Here is a 20,861-nt window from a genome sequence, read left to right on the forward strand (position 1 = left end):
AATTTGAAGCCAAATGTATTTAGAGTTATTGGTGAATCATTTACACTTTTTTGATAACCCTACAAGCAGGCAATATTGCATTTTAGAATGGACAATGTTCATTTTTTCATTTTTATCCTGTTATTCATGTATTGTCCGTACAATAAATAAGGTTGCCGGGGAATCTTGATGAAATCCCCTAGCAACCTGTTCCAGTTTATTTAAAATTGTTCACCTAATTTCAGAAGGATTTTTACCAGTGTATTGTTTAAACTGCCTGCTGAAAAAATGCAAATCATTATAACCAAGGGCATATGCAGCTTCCGTTACTGTCATGCCGGTAAAATGGAGTAGATGTTCTGCGCGTTTTATACGAGAATAAACGATGTATGACTTAACCGTCTGCCCAATGATTTGTTTAAACTTTTGAGAAAAGTACCGCTGAGAAAGATTGGCGCGTGCCGCCAAACTCTCAATCGTATGCGGCTCTCCAGGATGTTGTTGAACATAATTGGCGATTTCATGAATCGTTTCCAATAAGCTATGACTGGCATCCCCCAACTTCTCTTCCTTTTCTTGCTCTTCCCTTAATAGATGAATCATCAACTGCTTCAAAATCAATCTCCCTTCAATTTCCGCACCATATGTTTTCACTAAGAACAAACGAACGTATTGGGTCAACAGCGATTCAAAACTAATCGTATTTTCTAGAATTCGATGTGAGGCAGGGATCAATCGAGGTGTTTCAGCTATATCAAAATGAATATACGTTAACACTAGGGGATTTTGGGGATTATGTGTCGCTTCCGTCTCATCACCTGGCCTAAACAAGAAACAATGACCTTTCCCTACATGATATGGCTTGTTGTTTAGTAAAACAGTACCCTCACCACTCCAAACATAAAATAAATCATAATTAGGCATGGGAGTAGCTCTTTTTCTCCACTTCCAATTCGGTTCACAATGAATAGTGGCTAATGCCGGTTTCAACACAAAATCGTCTGGATTCAGATAAAGCATCCAACTCCCTCCTTTTCGAAAATGAAAAACCTTCTGTATCATTTAATCGTATCAAGCCCCATTTAGCAACCGGTCCGTCTTAGATGAGTGTAAATATAATTAGTTTCATCTTAGTAGTTTTCACAAAAGAATATACCTAATTCCCCAATATGTATATAGAAAACGTTTTAGGTATGGAAAAGTGTAAACATTAGAAGGTTATTTGACTCAAAAATGTATTATCAATCCACCAACAGTGTGGCTCCCTGTTGCATAATACCCTATAATGACAAAAGCAAGTGAGGTCATTAACGAAGGTGCCCTCATCAATTGAACAGCTAATGACCACTTTAAATAATTTTTATGACCGATTACTCCTCTTATTGGACTCTTTCCTTTTTTATTATCTATTTACAAACACCCCTTATTTAAAATTTTCAAAAAATACCCTATATTTTTATGTTAAAATCTTATATAGACTTACCAAATTACAGAAAAGGAGACAAGAAATGATATCTAACATTTCAACCACCAAAACCAATGCTAAAAGATTTCTATTAGACTTCCAACTGCTGAATGATTCAAAGACTCCATCTAATAAAAATGAATCAGAGTTAGCTTTAAACATTATTAGAAATTTAGAATGTATACAGCTTGACCCCATTGCTGCCGTAGAAAGAAATCATCATTTAGTCCTTCAAGCAAGACAGCCAAACTACCGTGTAGAAATACTTGAAAAGTTAATATCTAACCGTCACCTCTTTGAATATGTAGCTAATGCCGCTTGCATTATTCCTATAGAGGACTTTCCTAAATTTAAGATAATACAAGATTTTTATATAAATACCATTCATACATCCACTCAAAGTCTTAATGAAATAATGGAGAAGGTAATGGATCAAATGATGAAAAGTGAACCGCTACCTTCAAGGGCTTTAAAATCGGACAAAATAGTGAAAGGATATTGGGACAACGCAAAACCTACAACAAAAGAAACTACATTAGCATTAAATATATTATTTGATTTAGGTAAAATTACAGTAGCAAAAAGAAACGGTAATGAAAAATTCTATACTGCTACAGAAAATCATGTGCCTAAATCTTTTTTAAATGAACGCTCAAATATTAGTATCAATGATTCAAAAGAAGCGTTAATAAGAAAATATATGAAGGCTTATCGTATTTTTGACTTTGAAGATCCAAGATTTGGTTGGTTTAAAACTACCGCAAAAGAACGCATAGCAATACGAGATAAACTTTTACATCAAGGGATAGTCATCCCAGTCGACATAAAAAATGTAAAAAGACAATATTACATTTTAACTGAAGATGTAGAAAAGTTGGAAACATCAGATGAGTATACTGATTGTTCTACCGTTAAATTTCTTCCCCCCTTGGATAATCTGTTATGGAGAAGGTCTAGAATAGAGGATTTATTCAACTTCAGCTACAAATGGGAAATTTATTTTCCCGAATCGAAAAGAGAATTTGGATATTACGCAATGCCAATACTCTATGGTGATAAGTTAATTGGTAGAATCGACCCTAAATATTTGCGCAAGAGCAATATATTACAAATTAAACTGCTTCAGATAGAAAGTCACATAAAAATAGATTCAAAATTACTTAACGAACTAAGAAAAGCCTTAAAACAGTTTGCCGTGTTTCATAAAGCTAAAAATATTGTCATAGAAACTACTTCACCTAAATCACTTATTAAAAAAATAAGCATCTAGAAGAGTAAACGGGTGCTCATAAAGCGGGTACCTCGCATTTTTATTTCTCCTGAATTTTTGATGAAATAAGATCTAACAGCTCCGTTGGCGCATTTAAAAATGTATAGTGGTCACCTCGCAGCTTCTGAAATTGAACTTCTCCATACTCTCTCTAGCCATCCATTGTTTCAAATTTAACTTCTTTATCATTATCCCAGCTAATTACTGTAATAAGTATATTGGCATGTCAAAACAAAACTGTACAAAAAATGAAAGGTGCATTAACTTGTATCATTTGGTGTAAAATGGTTTAACGATCCTTCTATACGAAAATTGTTGAATCAAAAAGTCAAATTCAAGTAATTGTTGGCAAGGAAAAACTCTGCCACTAACGAACTCTGCTTTAATGATTTTAATTGTCGCCTCAGCGACCGCATTGTCGTACGCAGCCCCTTTTTCAAACAATGACAGTTTGATATCAAACGTACCTAAGTCTTGAACAATCACGCTGCTTTTAAACTCACTTCCCCGGTCAGAGTGAAACAATTTAAGGCGACTTAAAATGTATTTTGTTTATTTAGAAAGAATAATCCTCGCAAATTTTTATTTGCAAACTTGACACCGAATCGACAATTTAATTATTTGAACATTTCCGTATATATCAACAACGTGGACCATCTTCTTGACTTCGTTAATATAATGAAAAATTCCCTCCACTTCCTCAAAAAACCATCGACCCACAAAGTAAAAATAACAGGCAACCCATAATCACCGTATGTAACACTTCATTGATCTGCTCCCAGCTTTGTTCATCCAGTCGCGGCTTTTTTCACTCGTTCGTAATCAACACTCAAATCGGCAGCATTACTGCTGTCCATTTTTTGTCCATAGTCTCCATCCCAAACTTATGTTTTTATATTGCCTACGAAAGTTCTTCTGTGTATGCAAACGGAAAAATTTTGAGAAGGATAATTTGGATTAGATGTAGAAAAAGAAAAAAAGACTCGTGACAAAGTTGAATATTTTTCATCGTAGAGAATATATACAGGAAGTACGCACTTTTTAATGAAGGGAGGAATCTGATGAATAAATTTCTAGATGACAATTTACATGAAACGAGAAATAACCTAGTAAAGGAGATTACTTTACTAAGCGATGCTCAATTTAACAGTAAGCCCAGTATGAATAAATGGAGTATAGCACAAGTTTGCCATCACTTGGTTTTAGTGGAAGAGGCATCCATAAAGGCTATTGCATGGGGGTTAAAAGAGACTGATTGCGCCCCAAAAGAGCGTAAAAATGTTAGCACTATATTATTGAATAGAACAAAAAAGATTAAAGCTCCAAAAATCGTTGAACCAGATGTAAAACCATTTAAAGTTCAGCAAATAATTGACTTGTTGACCCATTCCAGAAAAAAGTTGATGACTTTTCTTAATACTTTAGAAGATAAATCTATGCTGGCGAAAAAATCAGTGATGCATCCAGCTTTGGGTGAATTACCCCTTGATCAATGGATTGAACAAATATATTTGCATAAACAGCGACACATAGAACAAATAAACGAGTTAAAATTACTATTAGGGGCGACACCCTAAACCTTGCTTAAGTAAAGCCCGGCCAGCGCCGGGCTCTTTTTGTTCGCCTATGCTGGGAAAAAGAGTAACACTTATGCGTCACTTTTGCTCTCAATTATATTTTTTGTCAGCTGTATAAACCGGATGCCGACATCCCTAGCATGGCTCGACTAAGATACCTTGCTTTAAGTCAATTCGGCTACGTACACAATATCTACTAGAATACCCGGAACCAATGATATAAAAGGTAAAAAATCTTGCAATTGTATAAATAGAATCCGTAGATTTCACAAAAAACCTCTCAAAATTCATGTGAATTCCTGCATATTCAGATCAACAGGCATACCCTTTGCCGTATAAACCATACTCATATCATTATTTCTTAAAAGAAAAATTTTTTGCTCTGTATCTGAAAAGATTTTATTCTCTTCGTGTTCTTCTACTATCCGAAATATTTGTATCCCATCAGGTACATAAAATGCCGCAAATAGTGTTTAAAAGTCCCCCCTCTCTCCTCATCCCCATAATACGTCAAGGAGGGAGTTTTTCCTGCATTAAAAAAAGCACCCGCTAAGGTGCCTTATAATACTTCACGAATATGTTAAAAAAACTTGTTATTACTCTATATCTCAAGATAAATTGCCGCGATAATATTCCTGTATTTAAAACTTAAACGACGTATGCCCTACCTCTCATACATCCTTACGACTCCGTAGTCGATCCAGTGTGATTAAGTTCTTAATTATTTTAATCAAGAACGCCACATCATTTATTTCACCTTTGATATTTCAAGTTCATTCGAAAAAGCATTCCTTCTATTGTACCATGTATATAAAATAAAAGAAACCCCCATTTAGCTTCATACTTCTATTCCCGCTTTTCAACATCCCATCCGGCTTTCCCTTTGAATAGTCCGGCTCAATTGGTGAAATGGTAGGCCTTACCCGAAAAGATTTCAATTTTGAGAAAAACGAAATCAAAATAAAAGCTATACAAAAGAGAGCATCATCACCACTTTCGAGAGATGTTTGTGTCAAAAAGCTTTTCGTTTTTCAGCGTATTCCCCATAAAAAATAAAAACACCCCAAAACGTTGATATAGAAACGCTTCAGAGTATTTCCCATGGTATCAATCTTAACCCAAATATAAAGACGTCCCAGGAGAGATTCGAACTCCCGACCCACAGCTTAGAAGGCTGTTGCTCTATCCAGCTGAGCTACTGGGACATATTATTTTGAAAGACATTATTAATTATATGGTTGGCGCTTCATAAAGTCAACCTTTTTTTAAAAAATAAACTCTTATTATCAAATTGTCAGGCCGTCATTCCTCCTCAAAAGCAGCTTTTTATCCCGTATCATCCGCCCGCACTCCAACTTGTCGGCATTTGAAGACGCTTTGTAGGGGAGCAATTGTCTGTAAAATCCTGATCAATCCAAACGGGTCCGGGTTCACAGACTAAAACAACACCGCGTGTGGAAACGCCAAATGTTTATGCTTTTTTACTTTTCAACAGCAAAGCCAGTGGCAATGAAATGAGAACTGGAATGAAGTAAAGCAAAAATACATCACCCGCCGCCCATACAGATGCTGCATCTTTCATCCGCATGACTCCTGTAGCGCATAAATCGCAGACGCTAAGTGATTACCCGGAGAACAGGGTAATCGATAAAGAAGGATGCATTAGCCGGCCGCGTCCATTATGTGCTGAGGCGTAGCCTGCGATATTTAACGGGACAGCAGATATCCCGACATTCACAATTGGCATGTTGCAAAAGCACGATACCGGACTGATGAAAAAATAATCATATAAAGCTGTCGCTAAATTGTGAGGCTATTCATTATATATGTATCGCTTCCCATAATGGCCAAACCCGCCAATATGAGTGGCAATGTCCCTGTCTTATTATATAACTTCCCGGTGACAGGAGTAAACAGTGTCATCACAAATGCTCTAGCATCATGCAATCGAGTTTGCAATCCCCCTCACAAGACTGCATTAAAAAAGCGCCTGAGGCAATAGACAATACGGCGTTCAAAGTAATGCTGTACGTAAATCTTTGATGGGCAAGCACACTAAAGTTCAACAGCGGAAATTCAAACTGCCAACTCTCTTTTTACACATAAGACCAACAGGATCACCTCTGCTAAAACCATGGAGATTGTCCGTTTGTCTAGCCAACCCCACGACCCTGCTTCCGCAAAAGCGGCCAGCAAGAACAAACTGCCGCCAAAAGAAAAGACGAGTCCCCAAAGATTAAAGCGGGTTTTTCACTTATTCCTGTTTTAGGCGAGTACTTCAGAATGATCACTATCGCGCCCACTGCGACTGGCGTGTTAAAACAAAATAATGCCTGCCAATCAAACATAATCAATCAAATCAATCAAAAACCCGGCAAGCACCGGGCCAACCAAGTGCTAAAGACATGTTCCAGAGGCTCATCCCAAATGCCTGCCGCCGTTTGTCGACCCTCTGATAAGCGTTATCGTAGTCGGCATTAAAATGCCGCTGAAAGCATCTTGACGCATACGGGAGATCATTAGTATTCCAATAGACCAAGAGACTTTCATCAATAGCGAGCATGTAAAAAAGCCCGATAAATGCCCTCATATAAACTTTTTTAAAACCAAAACGGGCACAAACAGCCTTCAAAAGGTACAGCGACTCCAGCAACCAGCATTGCGCTAACGGCAACTTTGCGGCAAACTCTCCCATAAACGATGAATAGCAATATTAATTGCTGACATGCACTGCTGAAAAGTTCCGGAAAAAAATGGCGGAAATAATGGACCAACATGCCTTTTCATTTGCCGCTTTCTTGTCCAGCCACAATGCCGCTTTCAAATGCAAACTATAGGCATTTACCAAATTTATTACTAAATCGTAACTATGTAGACTTGCCTATTACCGGGCTTCTGCCAGTTTTTTTATATACCGCTCCAGCTTCTTCATCGCTTGGGCACGATGACTGATGTTGTTTTTCGTTTCCGGCGTAAGCTCGGCCATGGAACAGTCTTCGGATGGAACGTAAAAAATAGGGTCGTACCCAAAGCCGCCCGTTCCTCTCCGCTCCTGTAAAATGATCCCTTCGCATGTTCCATTTACCGTAATCGTTTTGAGTTCCGGCCCGGCCAATGCCAGCGCACAATAAAAGCGGGAAGTGCGGTCTTTTTCCTTGACCCCATCCAGCTCCTGCAATACTTTATCAATATTGGCATTATCGTCTTTTCCAGGCCCGGCGTACCTGGCCGAATAGACGCCAGGTCTTCCGTCTAGCGCGTCGACCATTAAGCCTGAATCATCTGCCACAACGTATTGACCTGAAAGTTTGGCTATTGTCTCTGCTTTAAGGATGGCATTTTCCGCAAACGTTTCCCCTGTCTCCTCGACATCCGGAACATCCGGAAAATCGAGGAGTGTTTTTACCTCAATTCCATAGCGGAAGAACAACTGTTCAAATTCTTTTGCTTTCCCTTTATTTTTCGTAGCCACGATAATACTTTTCATCAGCACTCACCGCCCTCATCCACTTTTTCGGGTTTGCTCCCGATTTTGAGGGCTATTACTCCCAATGCCTCTCTTTGCATATCAAACAATTGTTTCATTCCCTTTTCTGCTGCGGCCAGCATGTCATGCAGTTGGAGAGCAGAAAAGGTCGCTTCTTCCCCAGTTCCTTGCAGTTCAACAAATTCTCCTGAACCTGTCATGACAACATTCATATCTACAAGTGCGGCGCTGTCTTCGTGGTAATTCAGATCCAATAAGACGCCTTCCTCTTCTACGATACCGACGCTTGTAGCAGCCAGAAAATCTGTAACAGGAAATCCCGCTATTTCTTTTTCTTCGGCAAGTTTGGCTATTGCCATTGTCATGGCAACGAAGGCGCCAGTTATGGAAGCCGTTCTCGTTCCGCCATCCGCTTGGATAACATCGCAGTCAATCCAGATCGTTCTTTCACCAATGGCATTTAAATCAACAACTGCCCGAAGCGCCCTTCCGATCAACCTCTGAATTTCCATCGTTCTTCCTGAGACTTTGCCTCTAGATGATTCTCTGATATTCCGGGTTTCCGTAGCCCTTGGCAACATGGAGTACTCAGCCGATATCCAGCCCTTTCCTTCCCCGCGCATAAAAGGCGGCACCCGCTCCTCAATACTTGCCGTACAAATCACTTTCGTTTCGCCGACAGTAATGAGCACTGAGCCCTCAGGGTGCTTTAAAAAGTCGGTTTCAATATGTATCTCTCTTAATTCATCCGCTTTTCTTTCATCAATTCGCAACTGCTTGTCCTCCTTTATCATTCGCTGAACCGCTTCATGAGATCAATTATTATAAAAAACAACAGAGGCTGCACCAATTTTTTGTCAGCCTCTTTCACGTTCCTCTTTAGTATAACAAAAATATTTGAATTAATAACTTCCGGTATTCACTTTTTCCGGACGGGAAACAGGAGCTGTTAACGGTTCACCCTTTTCGTTCACCAATTCCTTCTTGCCTTCCACAGATATGGCGACACTTTTCACATCATTCAATTCTGTTAAAGAAAGAACCAAAGATTGAAGTGTTTCTTCCGAAATCATTTGCTCTTTGGAACTGCCCAGGACCGCTTCATTAAAGTTTAAGGTGATAACCCCTTCTTTTATTTTAGGCTCCTCGAGTAATTGGATGTCGCTGCTCATTCCACTAACTAAAGCGGTCATCATTCCGGGACCTTCTATCAATTCATTGACGATTGCGGTTACGTCATCCATCTCAGTGTTTGAAACCCGTTTTGTGACAGGGACATAATACGGTTTGTCATTTGACTGGGCTAAATAATAAACAGTCAATGGCCGTGTATTTGTAATATCTGCAACCCCGGTTTTCTCTACATTAATGCCGTCCTGTCTCGATACTCCTTTTTCACTGAGCGGAGTTTTGTCCACCGGCATTTCATTTAGTTTATGGCCATTCATCCTCAGTTCGACACGGTCAATTGTATCGAATTGTGTCAATGTCCAAGTAATCGCCTGTAAAATTTTCTTTTCATCTTTTGCTTCGTAATTGGCAAATTCCTCTGAAAAATCAACAATGGCCGTTCCGTCTTGTATATCTACATCCACTGCTGTATCTGCGGGAAGCACAGTTCTAAAACCGTTTGGCAAAATGTCGGTGACCGGTCCGTCCGCAACAAGGTATTCCAAGGCCTGCTTGGCTGCACTATCGGAGGCAGGAAGAGGAAGTGATTGGGAAACGACTAATCCGTTTCGGTCAATCAAGTATAAATCTCTCATGACTGTACTTTCTTTCTCTTCCTCGCCTGTAGTTTCTTGTTCCTCTCCTTCTTTTTTCGGAGATGTTTCGATTTCCTCCCCTTCTTTTTTCGGAGATGTTTCGATTTCTTCTCCTTCTTTTTTCGGAGATGTTTCGATTTCTTCTCCTTCTTTTAAGTAGGAGACTTCCTTGGGAGGATCCAACTTTTCTTTTCCTTTGTTCAACAGACCACAGCCAGATATGAACCCGCTTGCTGCCAAAATAACGATCAAGGCGGCCAATTGCGCTCGTTTAAACATACCTACCCCTCCTAATTATCCGGTTTGTACTTTTATGTATACGAGCTGTTTTGTCCAATTAGACCGCTTGGGCACATGTTTTCGGAAACAATTTAAGAAAAGCGCAAGCCCCCGTTTAGCAACGTACAAACGGGAGCACTCCAAAAGAGAAAGTGAAACTTCGATCAACGGAGCTTTCAGTCCGCGTTTCAAAAGCAGAACAAAGGCTAAAGCGGAAGTACATGCTCAGGCAGCGATAACCTCGAAGCTCCCGCCTTTCTTCGTGCGATGACGATGTTCCCTGAAGACTTCCTTGTCACTTGCACTCGTACATCTTGGACGTCGCAACGCCCTTGTGATCGACATCCTTGAAAAACATGAGATGTGTCGGGCTCCCAAGCTTTTACTTGTCCTGTCGCCCCAAACCAATCGAGTGGTTGATCCAATGCCATTTTCCTTTTTACATGAATTCTTAAAGTAGGTGGGCTTACTTCCAGCTAATGAAGAATAAAGTGAAGAAAAGGGCCCAGAAGATTGCTTCAAAATCATATTTATTTTCTTCTTTCATAAGCCTTGTAAAGCTTTGCATCGAGCAGAACAAAACTTCTTCATATAAGCGATGGCGCAGATTGCTAAACTCCATGTTCTTTAAATTGAGCTTCGTAAATCTTTGAGCGGAACAAGACTTTTTCGTATTAGTTCAGTTTGTTGACTGATCGTTGTGCTCTAAATTCACTTTTTTGAAAAAACAACCACACAAAAAAGCGGAGCTTTTTAGAGAGGAGGAGGAAGTTTGCTTGTTGTTGGGGGGCTGACACTGGACAACGCCCGTTTACTTCGCAAGAAGAATATATACAAAAACTTTACTGCTTAACTTGAAAAAACATATCCCGCACTGGGATATGTTTTGCAGTTTATATTTTCATAACGCCCTTTTCAATGCTTGCCGTTTGAATGGATAGATCGCTGATTCCCAGCCAGTCGGATGCGATTTTTCCAAACAGCTCTTTAGATCCGGTTGTAAAAAAGCGATGTTCCGGAGGAGCGGATTCGATATTTAATGTTTTTTTATAATGGAGAATGGCGCTTACTTCGCTGGCCGTCTCCTCTCCCGAGCTGATGACTTGGACTTGGGGTCCCATTTCTTTTTCAATGAGAGGTCCCAATAACGGGTAATGGGTGCAGCCAAGAATCAGTGTGTCTATATCCGTTTTCTTCATCGGTGTCAATGTTTCTTTGACAATTTTTTTGGCGATATCGCTATTATATTGAAAACTCTCTACAATGGGAACAAACTTGGGACAAACAAGCTGAGTCACTTTCGATTCCATATTGATGGCGATGAGTTCGCGCACATAGGCTTCGCTCTTGATTGTCCCTTCCGTTCCAAGAACGCCGATTCGATTATTCTTTGTTACTTTTAAGGCCGCTCTTGCCCCGGGAGAAATGACACCGATTACCGGTATGGGAAGTTCGGACTGTATTTCATCCAGCACGACAGCAGTAGCCGTATTACATGCAATGACGAGCATTTTAATATTCCATTCCATTAAAAAAGAAGTCATTTCCCATGTGAATCCCTTTACTTCCTCTTGCGGTCTCGGGCCATATGGGCAGCGGGCCGTATCACCAACATAGTAGATGTGTTCATTTGGAAGTTGCCGCATAATTTCTTTTGCTACAGTTAATCCTCCAATGCCTGAATCAATAACTCCTATTGCCTGTTTCAATAAAAACGCCTCATTCTTTTTTCATTTCGCGATGCAGCTTCTTCAAATTGTCCTTTAAATGCATTACTTCCTGCTCTGAAAAATCCTGAAGAACATCGTGCAAATACTGTTGTCTTTTCTTGATGACTTCGCCGATGATTTTTTCGCCTTTTTCTAATAAATGTATGCGAACGACCCGCCGATCTTTCGGTTCTTTTACCCGTTCAACGAGCATTTTTTTCTCCATTCTGTCTATGAGATCGGTTGTTGTGCTGCAAGCAAGGAACATCTTGCCCGAAAGATCGCCAATCGTCATGTCCCCTTCTTCAAACAGCCATTGCAGGGCTATAAATTGCGGAGGTGTAATTGAATAGTCGGTTAGCAATTCTCGTCCCTTCTGTTTGACAATCGTCGATATGTACCTTAGATCCTTTTCAAGCGCGGCAATGATTTGATCATTATGTTTCAGGATCATCTTTCCATCCATTCATGAGGCTCCTCCCACATCCTTTTATATGCATTGTCGCTTTTTTTAAACAAAAAAACAAGGGGAAACACAGTGATTTCCCCTTGGTTTATAACAATTTCATTGATTCTTCAATAAATGCCGGAAGGTCTTCCGGGGTTCTGCTTGTGACAAGCTGATTAGAGCAAACGACCACTTTTTCATCGTGGTAATCGGCCCCTGCGTATTCCATATCGACTTTGATGGATTTGTACCCGGTGGCTTTTCTTCCTTCTAAAGCTTTTGCCGTAATCAGCAATTGTGGACCGTGGCAAATGGCGAACACGGGTTTTTTTGCATCCATGAATGCTTTCGCAAATTCGACAAAGCGGTCATCGGCACGGAGCTGGTCCGGTGAAAAACCTCCTGGAATAAACAAGGCATCAAACTCATCTGCTGAAACCTCGTCAATCCCCTTATCAATGGAAACACTGTCCTGTTCCTGTTTACCCTTGACAACTTTTCCCGCTTCTTTTTCAATCGTGACAACCGTATGGCCGGCTTCACGAAAAGCCTTTGCAGGCTCTGTAAACTCCGAGTCTTCAAACAGGTTTGTTATGACGGTTGCAATTTTGCTCAATTGGAACAACTCCTTATATGTGTTTCTATTTTCTTATTTGCCCTTTACGATTCTTCTCAAACCAAAAGTGACATATTTTTGGATAAGTTATCACAGAACAGCCTTTTAATTCACAACCTAAATTTGTTCATGGTAAGATGAAGTGAATCTACAACAAAGAAACATGTGATTTTCAACTGACTGTGGACTGGAGTGACTTCTTTTGGAAACGAAAAGAGCATTGCCGATTTTATTTGCGGTTATGTTTTTTGTTATGGTGGGATTTGGGATCATTATTCCCGTTCTTCCGTTTTATGCTGAACATATGGGGGCTTCCCCGGCTGAATTAGGGCTTTTGATGGCTGTCTATTCTCTAATGCAGCTCTTATTTTCTCCCATGTGGGGAAGGATATCCGACCGGATCGGCCGTAAGCCCGTCATGATGATCGGCATATTCGGTTTGGCGCTATCCTTCTTCATGATGGCCCTGTCTTCGCAGCTTTGGATGCTGTTCGCAGCAAGGATCATCGGGGGATTTCTCTCTTCGGCCAATATGCCAACGGTTATGGCTTATGTGGCAGATATTACGACTGACGAGGACCGTGGAAAAGGGATGGGCATCATAGGCGCGTCCATTGGTCTCGGCTTTATTTTTGGCCCGGCGATCGGCGGAATTTTTTCAAAAACAAGTTTGAGCATGCCTTTTTATGTAGCGGGTATTTCGTCGCTCTTTACGTTTGTTCTAGTGATGTTTATTCTAAAAGAATCGTTACCTAAAGAGGTACGGGGTGAACAGGCTCAAAAAAAGGTGTCCATTTTCCGGGCATTGCAAGGACCTGTTTCTGTATTATATATCATGCAATTTTTCACTTCGGTTTCATTGGCAGGGCTTGAAGCGACATTTGCCTATTTTGCCGCAAAAACAGCCGGATTGGGAACCGTTGAACTTGGATATCTGTTCATGATCATGGGATTGGCGGGAGCGATAGTTCAAGGCGGCCTTGTTGGGAGACTTACAAAAAAATACGGAGAAGGCGCCGTCATTCAAGGCGGAATTATTGTTTCTACCATCGGTTTTGCTCTAATATTGCTTGTGGACAGCTTTACTACAGCAGCCATCTATTTGACTATTTTCGGTATTGGAAACGGCGTGATCAGGCCAAGTGTTTCCGCTCTTCTGACGAAAAAATCAATGACCGGCCATGGAAGCACAACCGGGTTGCTCTCCTCCTTTGATTCGCTCGGCAGAATTATCGGCCCGCCGCTTGGCGGCTGGCTATTCTCTATCACAATTGGCCTTCCGTATATTTCGGGAATGATTATTTCAGTGCTGGCGTTTATTTTGTATCAATTGTATAAAGGAAAAGCAAGACATTATAAGTCGATGTCATCTTAAAAAAACAAAACCGGCGTCCTGATGGAAAGCCGGTTTTGTTATATGCTTCTGTACCATAACTATATGCAAAGGGGAAAAATCCGCTAATGGTACAAGCCAAAATAAAAGCATCACCCAAAGAGCAATAGTTGACAGTATCCATCATTAAGGCATAGCCGTAAATGTTTTCCGGTACATCCAAAATTCCCCTGCAATATGACCATGTTGGCTGAACCTCCCGTCCAGTTGGCAATGAGTGCCGAACGTCTCGGGAGCATAAGACCCGTTCAAAAGCGCATAAGTAATGGTAAATCAGCCTATGAATCGGTAAGACAGACTGCGGAATTCCAGCACTTTGCTCTAGATGGATTTCGAATACGCTTGTGATTACAAGCTCCCGATATCCAACAGAGCCGACACCATGAGTTTTTCTTACTCTCTTTCAACAATTCTGCTTAATATAGAAAGGACAAGTCTCAATTCCTCGATGGTTACTTTCGAGTAATACTTCTTTACAAGCAGTTCATCAATTTTGTTAAGAAGCTCCAAGTAATCCCTTCCCCGGCTGCCAATATATATATAAATTTCCCTGCGGTTGGACGGATTCACTTGGCGCTCGATCATCTTCTTTTCTTCCAACTTCGGAATTACCTGGCTGACGGCACTTTTTGAAATATTTAAATAAGAGGCAATGTCATTCGATGTCACGGGCGCATTACGTATGATATATAACATCATCATTTCCTGCTGCGGAGTCAAACCGAAACTTTCCAATTGATCGGCCTCTTTTATTTCATGTGAAACCAGCAGCTTGAATAGATCAAATTTCTCGTTAATTTGTTCGATCACTTTCAAATATTCTTCCATAAACTCACTTCCCTGTTTGCTTTCTTTAACAGATACGAGGGAGATACAACCATTTAGTTTAACAAACTTAACTATATGTTTATTATTTTAATCTGTCAATCATTTTTAATATTGGTTTTAAAATAGTAAAACTGATCTTCTTTTTTCTCTTTCCTAAGCAAGGGATCAATCTCTTCATCTTTCACATAGTGATCAAAGAAAGCCAAAGTGTACCGGTTCATTACTTGATGGAATTGATCTATGTCAACATTCCATGACAATAAAGGAGAGAGAAAGGGGAAATCTGTAAAAGTATAGTGATCTCCTGCTATAAAAGTAAGCATATAAGTATCTCCTTTAATTCCCTCTTTATAGTGAAAATCGGCAAGCTCGGAAATTTTATCGTGATACTTTTGAAATTCCTCCTGGGTGATATTCGTATACTGAATTTCTTCTTCTGATAAATAGAGATAATCTTCATCTAAAATAAACATAAAAGGTTGTTCAAACCCTGAGCTGGCTACCGGTTCATGCAAAGGTCCATCTATGTTGATTCCTGCAGAAATCCTGCTATCATCCAGCAAAGCTTGTGCAGCTGTTGAACCCCCATATGAATGGCCGAATATACCGATTCTGTCTATGTCAATCTTTCCAGTAAACAAACCTTGAGGATCCTTATCATTGATACTTGTTAATTGATCTAGTACATAGCTTATATCTTCTGATCGTGCTTTAACATCTCTCTCATCTTCAATATTAAATGAATAAGAATATGCGTCTGTTTGATTCATCATCTCCCGTCCATCCGGGAACTTCGTATAAGCTGCATCATTCGTATGATCAACGCTGACAACAACATACCCATGACTGGCCAATTCCTCCATTTGGGAAAAACTTTGCATTCTGGTACTGCCAAACCCATGGGAAAATAAAAGAACCGGATATTTCTTTTCTTGATTGGATACAGCTATATCTTTTATGCTGTTAGTTTGTGCATACTTCAAATACTCGAAGAAATAGCGCGGAACAGAAAAAATGAATTCCATCGTTCCTGACCATTCTTCATAAGGAAAGGATTCATATTGAATGTCCTTCGCATTATCTTCCACCTCTGCCGGATACCATATTTGTATCATTAATTCCCGATCTTTTTGTTCTGAACTATGTCTGGATTCATCTATCAAATGCCTTGAGTTCATACCTACTTCAAAAGGACCTGTAGGCTTTGGAAGTTGAAATACAGGCATGACAGTAACTAAACCGTAGCTGCTGAACGAATAAATGAGAATAAGCGTAATATATATAAGCTTTTTGACCTTCTTTTTTTGATTGGCGCATTCAAGTGCGGCTTTTTCTGCGTTCCTTTGTATGAATGACTTTAATGTCAACAAAGTTAAAAAAATAAATAATATATAGGTTAATCCCATTTGCCATCGGTAACCCTCAAACCCCAAGTGAATAACAAAAAGGAAAAGTGCGATGACATTGATGCTTATTTTTACCTTTGCATTAAATCTAAACAAAAAAGAAAAAAGCCACAAAGTATGAACTGCTATTAAAATCCCCTCAAACAACCTCAATAATCTCAACTCCTATTTAAAAATCCATTTAGTTTAGTTAACTAAACTTAACTATATATTATAAGAATATAAATGTCAATTTTTTAAGAAGAACTCTATAAATAGCGATCAACCCCAGATATTCCCCACCATAACGGAAACAAGCAAGCAGCTTCAAGCAGCCATTGTTTTTAGGAGCAAGAACGGATTTTACTGGATAATGGAAAACCGGCCTCCTAGTGGAAAGCCGGTTTTGTTATATGCTTCTGTACCATAACTATATGCAAAGGGGAAAATCTTGTATGATGGATTAAATACATAGAAGAGAATGGTTGAAAGTTTCGTTCGTTCTGAATATTTGCTCATTATTCTATATACGCTATTTTTTACATAAAGTAAAGAAAGCATACCGCTACAACCAGATTGGGGAAACTAATTAAAGCAAGTCTTGTACTCACTGTGGTTCTTTCGTTTCGTTCTCCTGAAGATTCGCTTGTATAATTGGCTCTCATCCGATCCCCACTCACAAGCGCTCCCGACATCAATGCCGCTAAGCCAAGAAACAATACTCCAATACCCCCGGTAATCAAGACAACCTTCTCCATTCCCCACACTGCGAGACTAAATAACACAGCAACAAAGGATAAAAGAATGCCTATGATTACATATTTCACTGTCTCTCCCCTCCTTATCTCTATATACGCTCGATATGGCAATTAGTTTCAAGTAAACAACCTGTTATTTCAATATTTTAAAAAAACAAAAAAATCCTGTAAAAATGAAATAAACACAAGTTTAAAACCCTTGATTTCACGCGGTTTTATTCTCACAATTTTCACGAATATTAATCAGCTTTCTATTTATGTCGGCCCCTATTTGTGTTAAAAAAATCCCTATTATCGCTACGTCAACATATTTCGCTTTCCGCGGGCACGGCTTCAGCTTCCTCGGAAAGCAAAGATCGCTTTCCTGCGGGATCTTCAGCTCGAGCTATTGCCGCAGGAGTCTACATATGTTGACTACGCTAAAAGGTTGCGTATTATTATACCCTTGGACAATTTATCCCGCATGTAAGGTGCCGTAAGACTCCCACTTCAAGACTTGATGAGTTGATACAAAAGGTCTAAGAGGGAGAAAACGGCACCTAAATGCCCGATTCGTTCAACTAACATTCAGTAGGAGATGGAAGAAAACGCCTACTGAATGAAGTTTCACTTATTGTTCGTTTTTTAATCAGCTGATTTTGTTATGTCACGGCCCTGCCAAATTGGAATAAGCCCTTCCATATCCGTGAATGGGTTAGGGTCTATCTAGTCATACTTTTTTAAACGGATCACATTGCCAGGTTGCCCCTTTTTTATCCGACCATATCTAATAAACCGAAAAATAAAATAACCCAAACCACCCCAAAGTAAAGTGATACTAGTCATCATCACAATCAGAGCATCTAGTGACATGGAATCATCCTCACTTTTAGTCCAAAGAATCGTAACGGATATGCGGGATGTATATAATCAGCAAAGCATCAGAAAAAGTCCATCCCATATACCATCCTCTTTCTAAATAGAATCCCATTTAATGCAATAAATTATACAATATGACAACCCCTATTCCGGTCCCCACTGTCAATATTAGGCTTCTTGTCAAGAGCCCCACGGCCAGACATAACGCAGCAGCAAGGAGATGCGAAACCTCCCAGTGCTGTCCATCTTCTAAAGGAAGGAGCTCTTGGGCCAATAAGGCAGATAAGATGGCGGCAGGTATATAGTTTAACATGCGCATGCCCCACTCCGGAATATGAAGCTTACTAAAAACGATTAAGGGAAAAGCCCGGGATAAAAGGGTGACGATCGCTCCTCCGATTATGATGAATAACACATCCCACCTTATTTCCACTTTTCTATCACCATCCCGATACAAGCAGCGATGATTGTGCCAATCATAACATCAATTCCGGTTGGAACAACCTGACTGGCCATCACTGTAAAAATAACCGCAGCGGCAATAACGATTAACTCAATCGATATAGTGGGCCGATTTATAACTTGTAGTATAAGCAAGCCAATAAACATGGCGGGCAAGGCGAAATCAAGGCCGAAAGCTTCCGGTTGTTCAATCCATGAGCCAAAATAGCCTCCCGCCAAATTTGCCAATAACCAATTTACATAAGCCGTTACGTTTAGGCCAAGCATCCAGTGATAATTAGCATCATTTCTTTTAGCCAACTGATAGGCTGCTACACCAAATGTTTCATCTGTCAACAAAAATCCATTTATCATATTCTTCTTTGCAGACAAGTGACGGAAATGGGGAGCGAGAGCAGCGCTCAATAAAAAGTATCTCAGATTCACAATAAAAATGGTCAAAATAATAGATAAGACAGGAGCACCTGCAACCCACATTCCCGCAGCAATAAATTGAGCCGAACCCGCATACAAAAGTAATGACATAAGCGCTATTTCCATTAAGCTTAATCCGGCTGTTTTTTCCACTACACCGGCGGCAAAACCAATACTTAAATACCCTAATACAGTCGGTAAACAATCCTTCACACCTTGAAAAAAAGCATGAAGGGAATCGTTTGTCTTAATCAACTTTTCCATCTCTTATATGTCCCTTTCACACATGAACTCAAGAAGAAGTTAGCTCTACTTCCAGTCGTTTGTTGTTTTTTCCTTTGCTGCTAACCTTAACGAGCTTCATTTCACCAATTTCCTTCGTATTTGCCACATGTGTGCCGCCGCAAGCCTGTTCATCAACAGAATCAATCTTTACGATGCGAATTTGCGTAACAGTTGGAGGCAACAAATTCACAACCGTTTTGACCAGACCGGGACGATTCTCGGCTTTTCTTCGTGATAGCCATTCATATTTGATTGGATGAGATTCTTTAATGATGTGATTCGTTTCGCTGACAATTTCCTCATATTGATCATCGCTCAAATCGTGAAGATGATTAAAGTCTATTCTCGCTCTATGAGGATAAATTTTATTACCCGTGCACAATGCTCCGTACTTTTTATAAACAACCGCTCCCAACACATGTAATAAAGAATGATGCCTCATGAGCCCCCACCGTCTTTCCCAATCGACTTTGGCTGTCACCTCTCCCATTTTTAATCGCGCGGCATTTTTGATGAAGTGGATGATTTTCCCACCAGCCCTTTTGACTTGAAACACTTCAAACGAATTGCCCTCTTGAATCAATTGGCCGGTGTCACACTCTTGTCCCCCACCGGTTGGATAAAAGACTGTCTGATCGAGAACGACCTTATCCCCGTCAATCGACAAAACCTGAGCGTCACATGTTTTTTCGTATGAATCGTTCAAGAAAAGCTCTTTTGTCATCTTTTCATCATCTCCATATTAGATGTTATAGAACTAACCACTAAAAAATTTTGAAGAAAATACGGTTCATTTCTATTTGAACCGCTTTCCTTTCACAACATGACTTAAATCAATATTTGTTCTCCAAAGAGCATCCAATTTATCAGGCCCAAACTCTTTCGTAATTTCCTCAATCATGATGTCATGCCTAATATATTCAGTAGCTACAAGCACAAGAGCCGGATCCTGCGTTTTTACAGCCCATGCAAACGAGTTTTCAGTGAAATTGGCAATCAGCACTTCTTCTCCGTCACGGGCTGCAATCGTCAAGTGACCGCCCATACGCTCCTTTACAACCTCAGGCGGCATATAGTTGTGGTGAAATGTTAACCCCAACTGCGTATTCGGGGCCCCAAAAAGGATGGAGAAAATGTGAATATCATCCTCGACCCGCTGATCAATCGCCTCTTTGATTAGGGGAACTTGCTTTTCCCAAACAGACAGCCATAGCTCATTTTTCGCCGAACGTATGATATTCAGCATTTCTTCTATCACATGCTCATGGCTTCGAATATGCCAAATCACATCTGTTTCACGTTCACTTTCGATCGCTGGCAAATGCTGTTCCAATACATCGAAAGTTTCGGCAAACGATTTGCGAAGACGCTCGATTAAATCTTTTGCGGGTATTGGTGAATACTTTACAGGTTCGGAAGGAACAACATAAATCGCCCCTTTATCCAATAATTTTCCTAAAACCTCATAAATCATGGATCTGGGCACACCCGTACGTTTGCTCACTTCATAGCCTGTAACAGGTGAGTTTTTTAATAAGCCGACATAAGCTTTACACTCATATGGCGAAAAACCCAACTTCTGGAGCTCTGTAAAAATGGCTTCCATCAAGCGTTCTCCTTTAGTAGTTATTTATATACCTACTATAAAATGGGCAATCACGTTTGTCAATAACAAAACTCTCCCAATAAATTTGACAGGGTCCGTTCCCCGATGTATTTGCTGCCATAAATGAATACCAGTACTTCTTATACTGTGGGATAAAGTGAAGCTTCATTCAGTAGGCGTTTTCTTCCATCTCCAACTGAGTGTTAGTTGAACAAATCGGGCATTTAGATGCCGTTTTGTCCCACTTAGACCTTTTGTATCAATTCAGGTTTTGAA

Annotated in this window: 21 protein-coding genes, 1 tRNA gene and 2 pseudogenes; 3 read left to right on the top strand and 21 right to left on the bottom strand. The window is 40.0% G+C overall.

The window, feature by feature from the left end; all coding sequences use genetic code 11:
* Positions 1-210 precede the first annotated feature (210 nt).
* Positions 211-999, bottom strand: a complete 789-nt coding sequence (locus JOC94_RS02340) for a helix-turn-helix domain-containing protein (RefSeq protein ID WP_205178391.1) — start codon at positions 997-999, stop codon at positions 211-213.
* Between the two features lie 488 nt (positions 1,000-1,487).
* On the opposite strand from JOC94_RS02340, the gene JOC94_RS02345 reads away from it, so the two are divergent.
* Positions 1,488-2,714 (top strand): DNA glycosylase AlkZ-like family protein, encoded by a 1,227-nt coding sequence (locus JOC94_RS02345; protein WP_205178393.1) that lies wholly within the window; start codon positions 1,488-1,490, stop codon positions 2,712-2,714.
* Between the two features lie 201 nt (positions 2,715-2,915).
* Here JOC94_RS02345 and JOC94_RS22775 read toward each other — a convergent pair.
* A pseudogene (locus JOC94_RS22775) lies at positions 2,916-3,263 on the bottom strand (hypothetical protein); the annotation flags it as partial.
* Positions 3,264-3,775: 512 nt separating this feature from the next.
* Between JOC94_RS22775 and JOC94_RS02355 the strand changes: the two are divergent.
* Positions 3,776-4,291 (top strand): DinB family protein, encoded by a 516-nt coding sequence (locus tag JOC94_RS02355; RefSeq protein ID WP_205178402.1) that lies wholly within the window; start codon positions 3,776-3,778, stop codon positions 4,289-4,291.
* A 1,131-nt stretch (positions 4,292-5,422) separates the two neighbouring features.
* On the opposite strand, the gene JOC94_RS02360 is transcribed toward JOC94_RS02355, so the two are convergent.
* The 10 genes from JOC94_RS02360 to JOC94_RS02405 form a co-directional block, all read right to left on the bottom strand.
* Positions 5,423-5,496: transfer RNA gene (locus JOC94_RS02360), tRNA-Arg, on the bottom strand.
* 595 nt (positions 5,497-6,091) lie between these two features.
* Positions 6,092-6,238, bottom strand: a complete 147-nt coding sequence (locus JOC94_RS02365) for a hypothetical protein (RefSeq protein ID WP_205178404.1) — start codon at positions 6,236-6,238, stop codon at positions 6,092-6,094.
* A gap of 412 nt (positions 6,239-6,650) precedes the next feature.
* Positions 6,651-6,965, bottom strand: a complete 315-nt coding sequence (locus tag JOC94_RS02370; RefSeq protein ID WP_205178405.1) for a hypothetical protein — start codon at positions 6,963-6,965, stop codon at positions 6,651-6,653.
* 210 nt (positions 6,966-7,175) lie between these two features.
* The gene (locus tag JOC94_RS02375) at positions 7,176-7,778 is read right to left on the bottom strand and encodes an XTP/dITP diphosphatase (RefSeq protein ID WP_205178407.1); all 603 of its coding nucleotides are present in this window, start codon (positions 7,776-7,778) and stop codon (positions 7,176-7,178) included.
* Positions 7,778-8,551, bottom strand: coding sequence for a ribonuclease PH (gene rph, locus JOC94_RS02380; RefSeq protein ID WP_205178409.1), 774 nt, complete (start codon positions 8,549-8,551; stop codon positions 7,778-7,780). Before rph ends, JOC94_RS02375 begins: the two co-directional genes overlap by 1 nt.
* 129 nt (positions 8,552-8,680) lie before the next feature.
* Positions 8,681-9,823, bottom strand: coding sequence for a GerMN domain-containing protein (locus JOC94_RS02385; RefSeq protein WP_205178414.1), 1,143 nt, complete (start codon positions 9,821-9,823; stop codon positions 8,681-8,683).
* Positions 9,824-10,029: 206 nt separating this feature from the next.
* A complete protein-coding gene (locus tag JOC94_RS02390) occupies positions 10,030-10,248 on the bottom strand; it encodes a hypothetical protein (protein ID WP_205178416.1) in 219 nt (72 codons plus the stop codon).
* 468 nt (positions 10,249-10,716) lie between these two features.
* The gene (gene racE / locus JOC94_RS02395; protein ID WP_205178418.1) at positions 10,717-11,532 is read right to left on the bottom strand and encodes a glutamate racemase; all 816 of its coding nucleotides are present in this window, start codon (positions 11,530-11,532) and stop codon (positions 10,717-10,719) included.
* A 10-nt stretch (positions 11,533-11,542) separates the two neighbouring features.
* Positions 11,543-11,998, bottom strand: coding sequence for a MarR family winged helix-turn-helix transcriptional regulator (locus tag JOC94_RS02400; protein WP_205178420.1), 456 nt, complete (start codon positions 11,996-11,998; stop codon positions 11,543-11,545).
* An 88-nt stretch (positions 11,999-12,086) separates the two neighbouring features.
* Positions 12,087-12,596 (bottom strand): type 1 glutamine amidotransferase domain-containing protein, encoded by a 510-nt coding sequence (locus tag JOC94_RS02405; RefSeq protein ID WP_205178422.1) that lies wholly within the window; start codon positions 12,594-12,596, stop codon positions 12,087-12,089.
* Between the two features lie 202 nt (positions 12,597-12,798).
* Between JOC94_RS02405 and JOC94_RS02410 the strand changes: the two genes are divergently transcribed.
* A complete protein-coding gene (locus JOC94_RS02410) occupies positions 12,799-13,971 on the top strand; it encodes an MFS transporter (protein ID WP_205178424.1) in 1,173 nt (390 codons plus the stop codon).
* Positions 13,972-14,052: 81 nt separating this feature from the next.
* On the opposite strand, the pseudogene JOC94_RS23340 reads toward JOC94_RS02410, so the two are convergent.
* From JOC94_RS23340 to JOC94_RS02450, 9 genes and pseudogenes are all read right to left on the bottom strand, one after another.
* Positions 14,053-14,262: pseudogene (locus JOC94_RS23340) on the bottom strand (DUF819 family protein); the annotation flags it as partial.
* A 120-nt stretch (positions 14,263-14,382) separates the two neighbouring features.
* Positions 14,383-14,817, bottom strand: coding sequence for a MarR family winged helix-turn-helix transcriptional regulator (locus tag JOC94_RS02415; RefSeq protein WP_205178433.1), 435 nt, complete (start codon positions 14,815-14,817; stop codon positions 14,383-14,385).
* 95 nt (positions 14,818-14,912) lie between these two features.
* Positions 14,913-16,376, bottom strand: coding sequence for an alpha/beta hydrolase family protein (locus tag JOC94_RS02420; protein ID WP_205178435.1), 1,464 nt, complete (start codon positions 16,374-16,376; stop codon positions 14,913-14,915).
* A 365-nt stretch (positions 16,377-16,741) separates the two neighbouring features.
* Entirely contained in the window at positions 16,742-17,029 is a 288-nt protein-coding gene (locus JOC94_RS22780; protein ID WP_205178438.1) for a DUF5316 domain-containing protein, read from the bottom strand.
* 636 nt (positions 17,030-17,665) lie between these two features.
* Positions 17,666-17,812: a MetS family NSS transporter small subunit gene (locus JOC94_RS23465; protein ID WP_205178440.1), complete on the bottom strand. Its 147-nt coding sequence runs from the start codon at positions 17,810-17,812 to the stop codon at positions 17,666-17,668.
* A 118-nt stretch (positions 17,813-17,930) separates the two neighbouring features.
* Complete coding sequence (locus tag JOC94_RS02435) at positions 17,931-18,251, bottom strand: AzlD domain-containing protein (RefSeq protein ID WP_205178442.1); 321 nt, start codon at positions 18,249-18,251, stop codon at positions 17,931-17,933.
* A complete protein-coding gene (locus tag JOC94_RS02440) occupies positions 18,242-18,958 on the bottom strand; it encodes an AzlC family ABC transporter permease (protein ID WP_205178444.1) in 717 nt (238 codons plus the stop codon). Before JOC94_RS02440 ends, JOC94_RS02435 begins: the two co-directional genes overlap by 10 nt.
* Positions 18,959-18,986: 28 nt before the next feature.
* Positions 18,987-19,703, bottom strand: coding sequence for an alanyl-tRNA editing protein (locus JOC94_RS02445; protein ID WP_205178446.1), 717 nt, complete (start codon positions 19,701-19,703; stop codon positions 18,987-18,989).
* 72 nt (positions 19,704-19,775) lie between these two features.
* Positions 19,776-20,585, bottom strand: coding sequence for a TrmB family transcriptional regulator (locus tag JOC94_RS02450; RefSeq protein WP_205178448.1), 810 nt, complete (start codon positions 20,583-20,585; stop codon positions 19,776-19,778).
* Positions 20,586-20,861 lie beyond the last annotated feature (276 nt).

This window comes from Siminovitchia thermophila (assembly GCF_016909185.1).
Taxonomy (GTDB): Bacteria; Bacillota; Bacilli; order Bacillales; family Bacillaceae_C; genus Siminovitchia; species Siminovitchia thermophila.

Bases quoted from the DNA above. Each gene is read 5' to 3' on its own strand.
- JOC94_RS02340 (WP_205178391.1), bottom strand. From the start codon at position 999: ATGCTTTATCTGAATCCAGACGATTTTGTGTTGAAACCGGCATTAGCC.
- JOC94_RS02345 (WP_205178393.1), top strand. From the start codon at position 1,488: ATGATATCTAACATTTCAACCACCAAAACCAATGCTAAAAGATTTCTA.
- JOC94_RS02355 (WP_205178402.1), top strand. From the start codon at position 3,776: ATGAATAAATTTCTAGATGACAATTTACATGAAACGAGAAATAACCTA.
- JOC94_RS02375 (WP_205178407.1), bottom strand. From the start codon at position 7,778: ATGAAAAGTATTATCGTGGCTACGAAAAATAAAGGGAAAGCAAAAGAA.
- JOC94_RS02385 (WP_205178414.1), bottom strand. From the start codon at position 9,823: ATGTTTAAACGAGCGCAATTGGCCGCCTTGATCGTTATTTTGGCAGCA.
- JOC94_RS02400 (WP_205178420.1), bottom strand. From the start codon at position 11,998: ATGGATGGAAAGATGATCCTGAAACATAATGATCAAATCATTGCCGCG.
- JOC94_RS02415 (WP_205178433.1), bottom strand. From the start codon at position 14,817: ATGGAAGAATATTTGAAAGTGATCGAACAAATTAACGAGAAATTTGAT.
- JOC94_RS23465 (WP_205178440.1), bottom strand. From the start codon at position 17,812: ATGTCACTAGATGCTCTGATTGTGATGATGACTAGTATCACTTTACTT.
- JOC94_RS02440 (WP_205178444.1), bottom strand. From the start codon at position 18,958: ATGGAAAAGTTGATTAAGACAAACGATTCCCTTCATGCTTTTTTTCAA.
- JOC94_RS02445 (WP_205178446.1), bottom strand. From the start codon at position 19,703: ATGACAAAAGAGCTTTTCTTGAACGATTCATACGAAAAAACATGTGAC.
- JOC94_RS02450 (WP_205178448.1), bottom strand. From the start codon at position 20,585: ATGGAAGCCATTTTTACAGAGCTCCAGAAGTTGGGTTTTTCGCCATAT.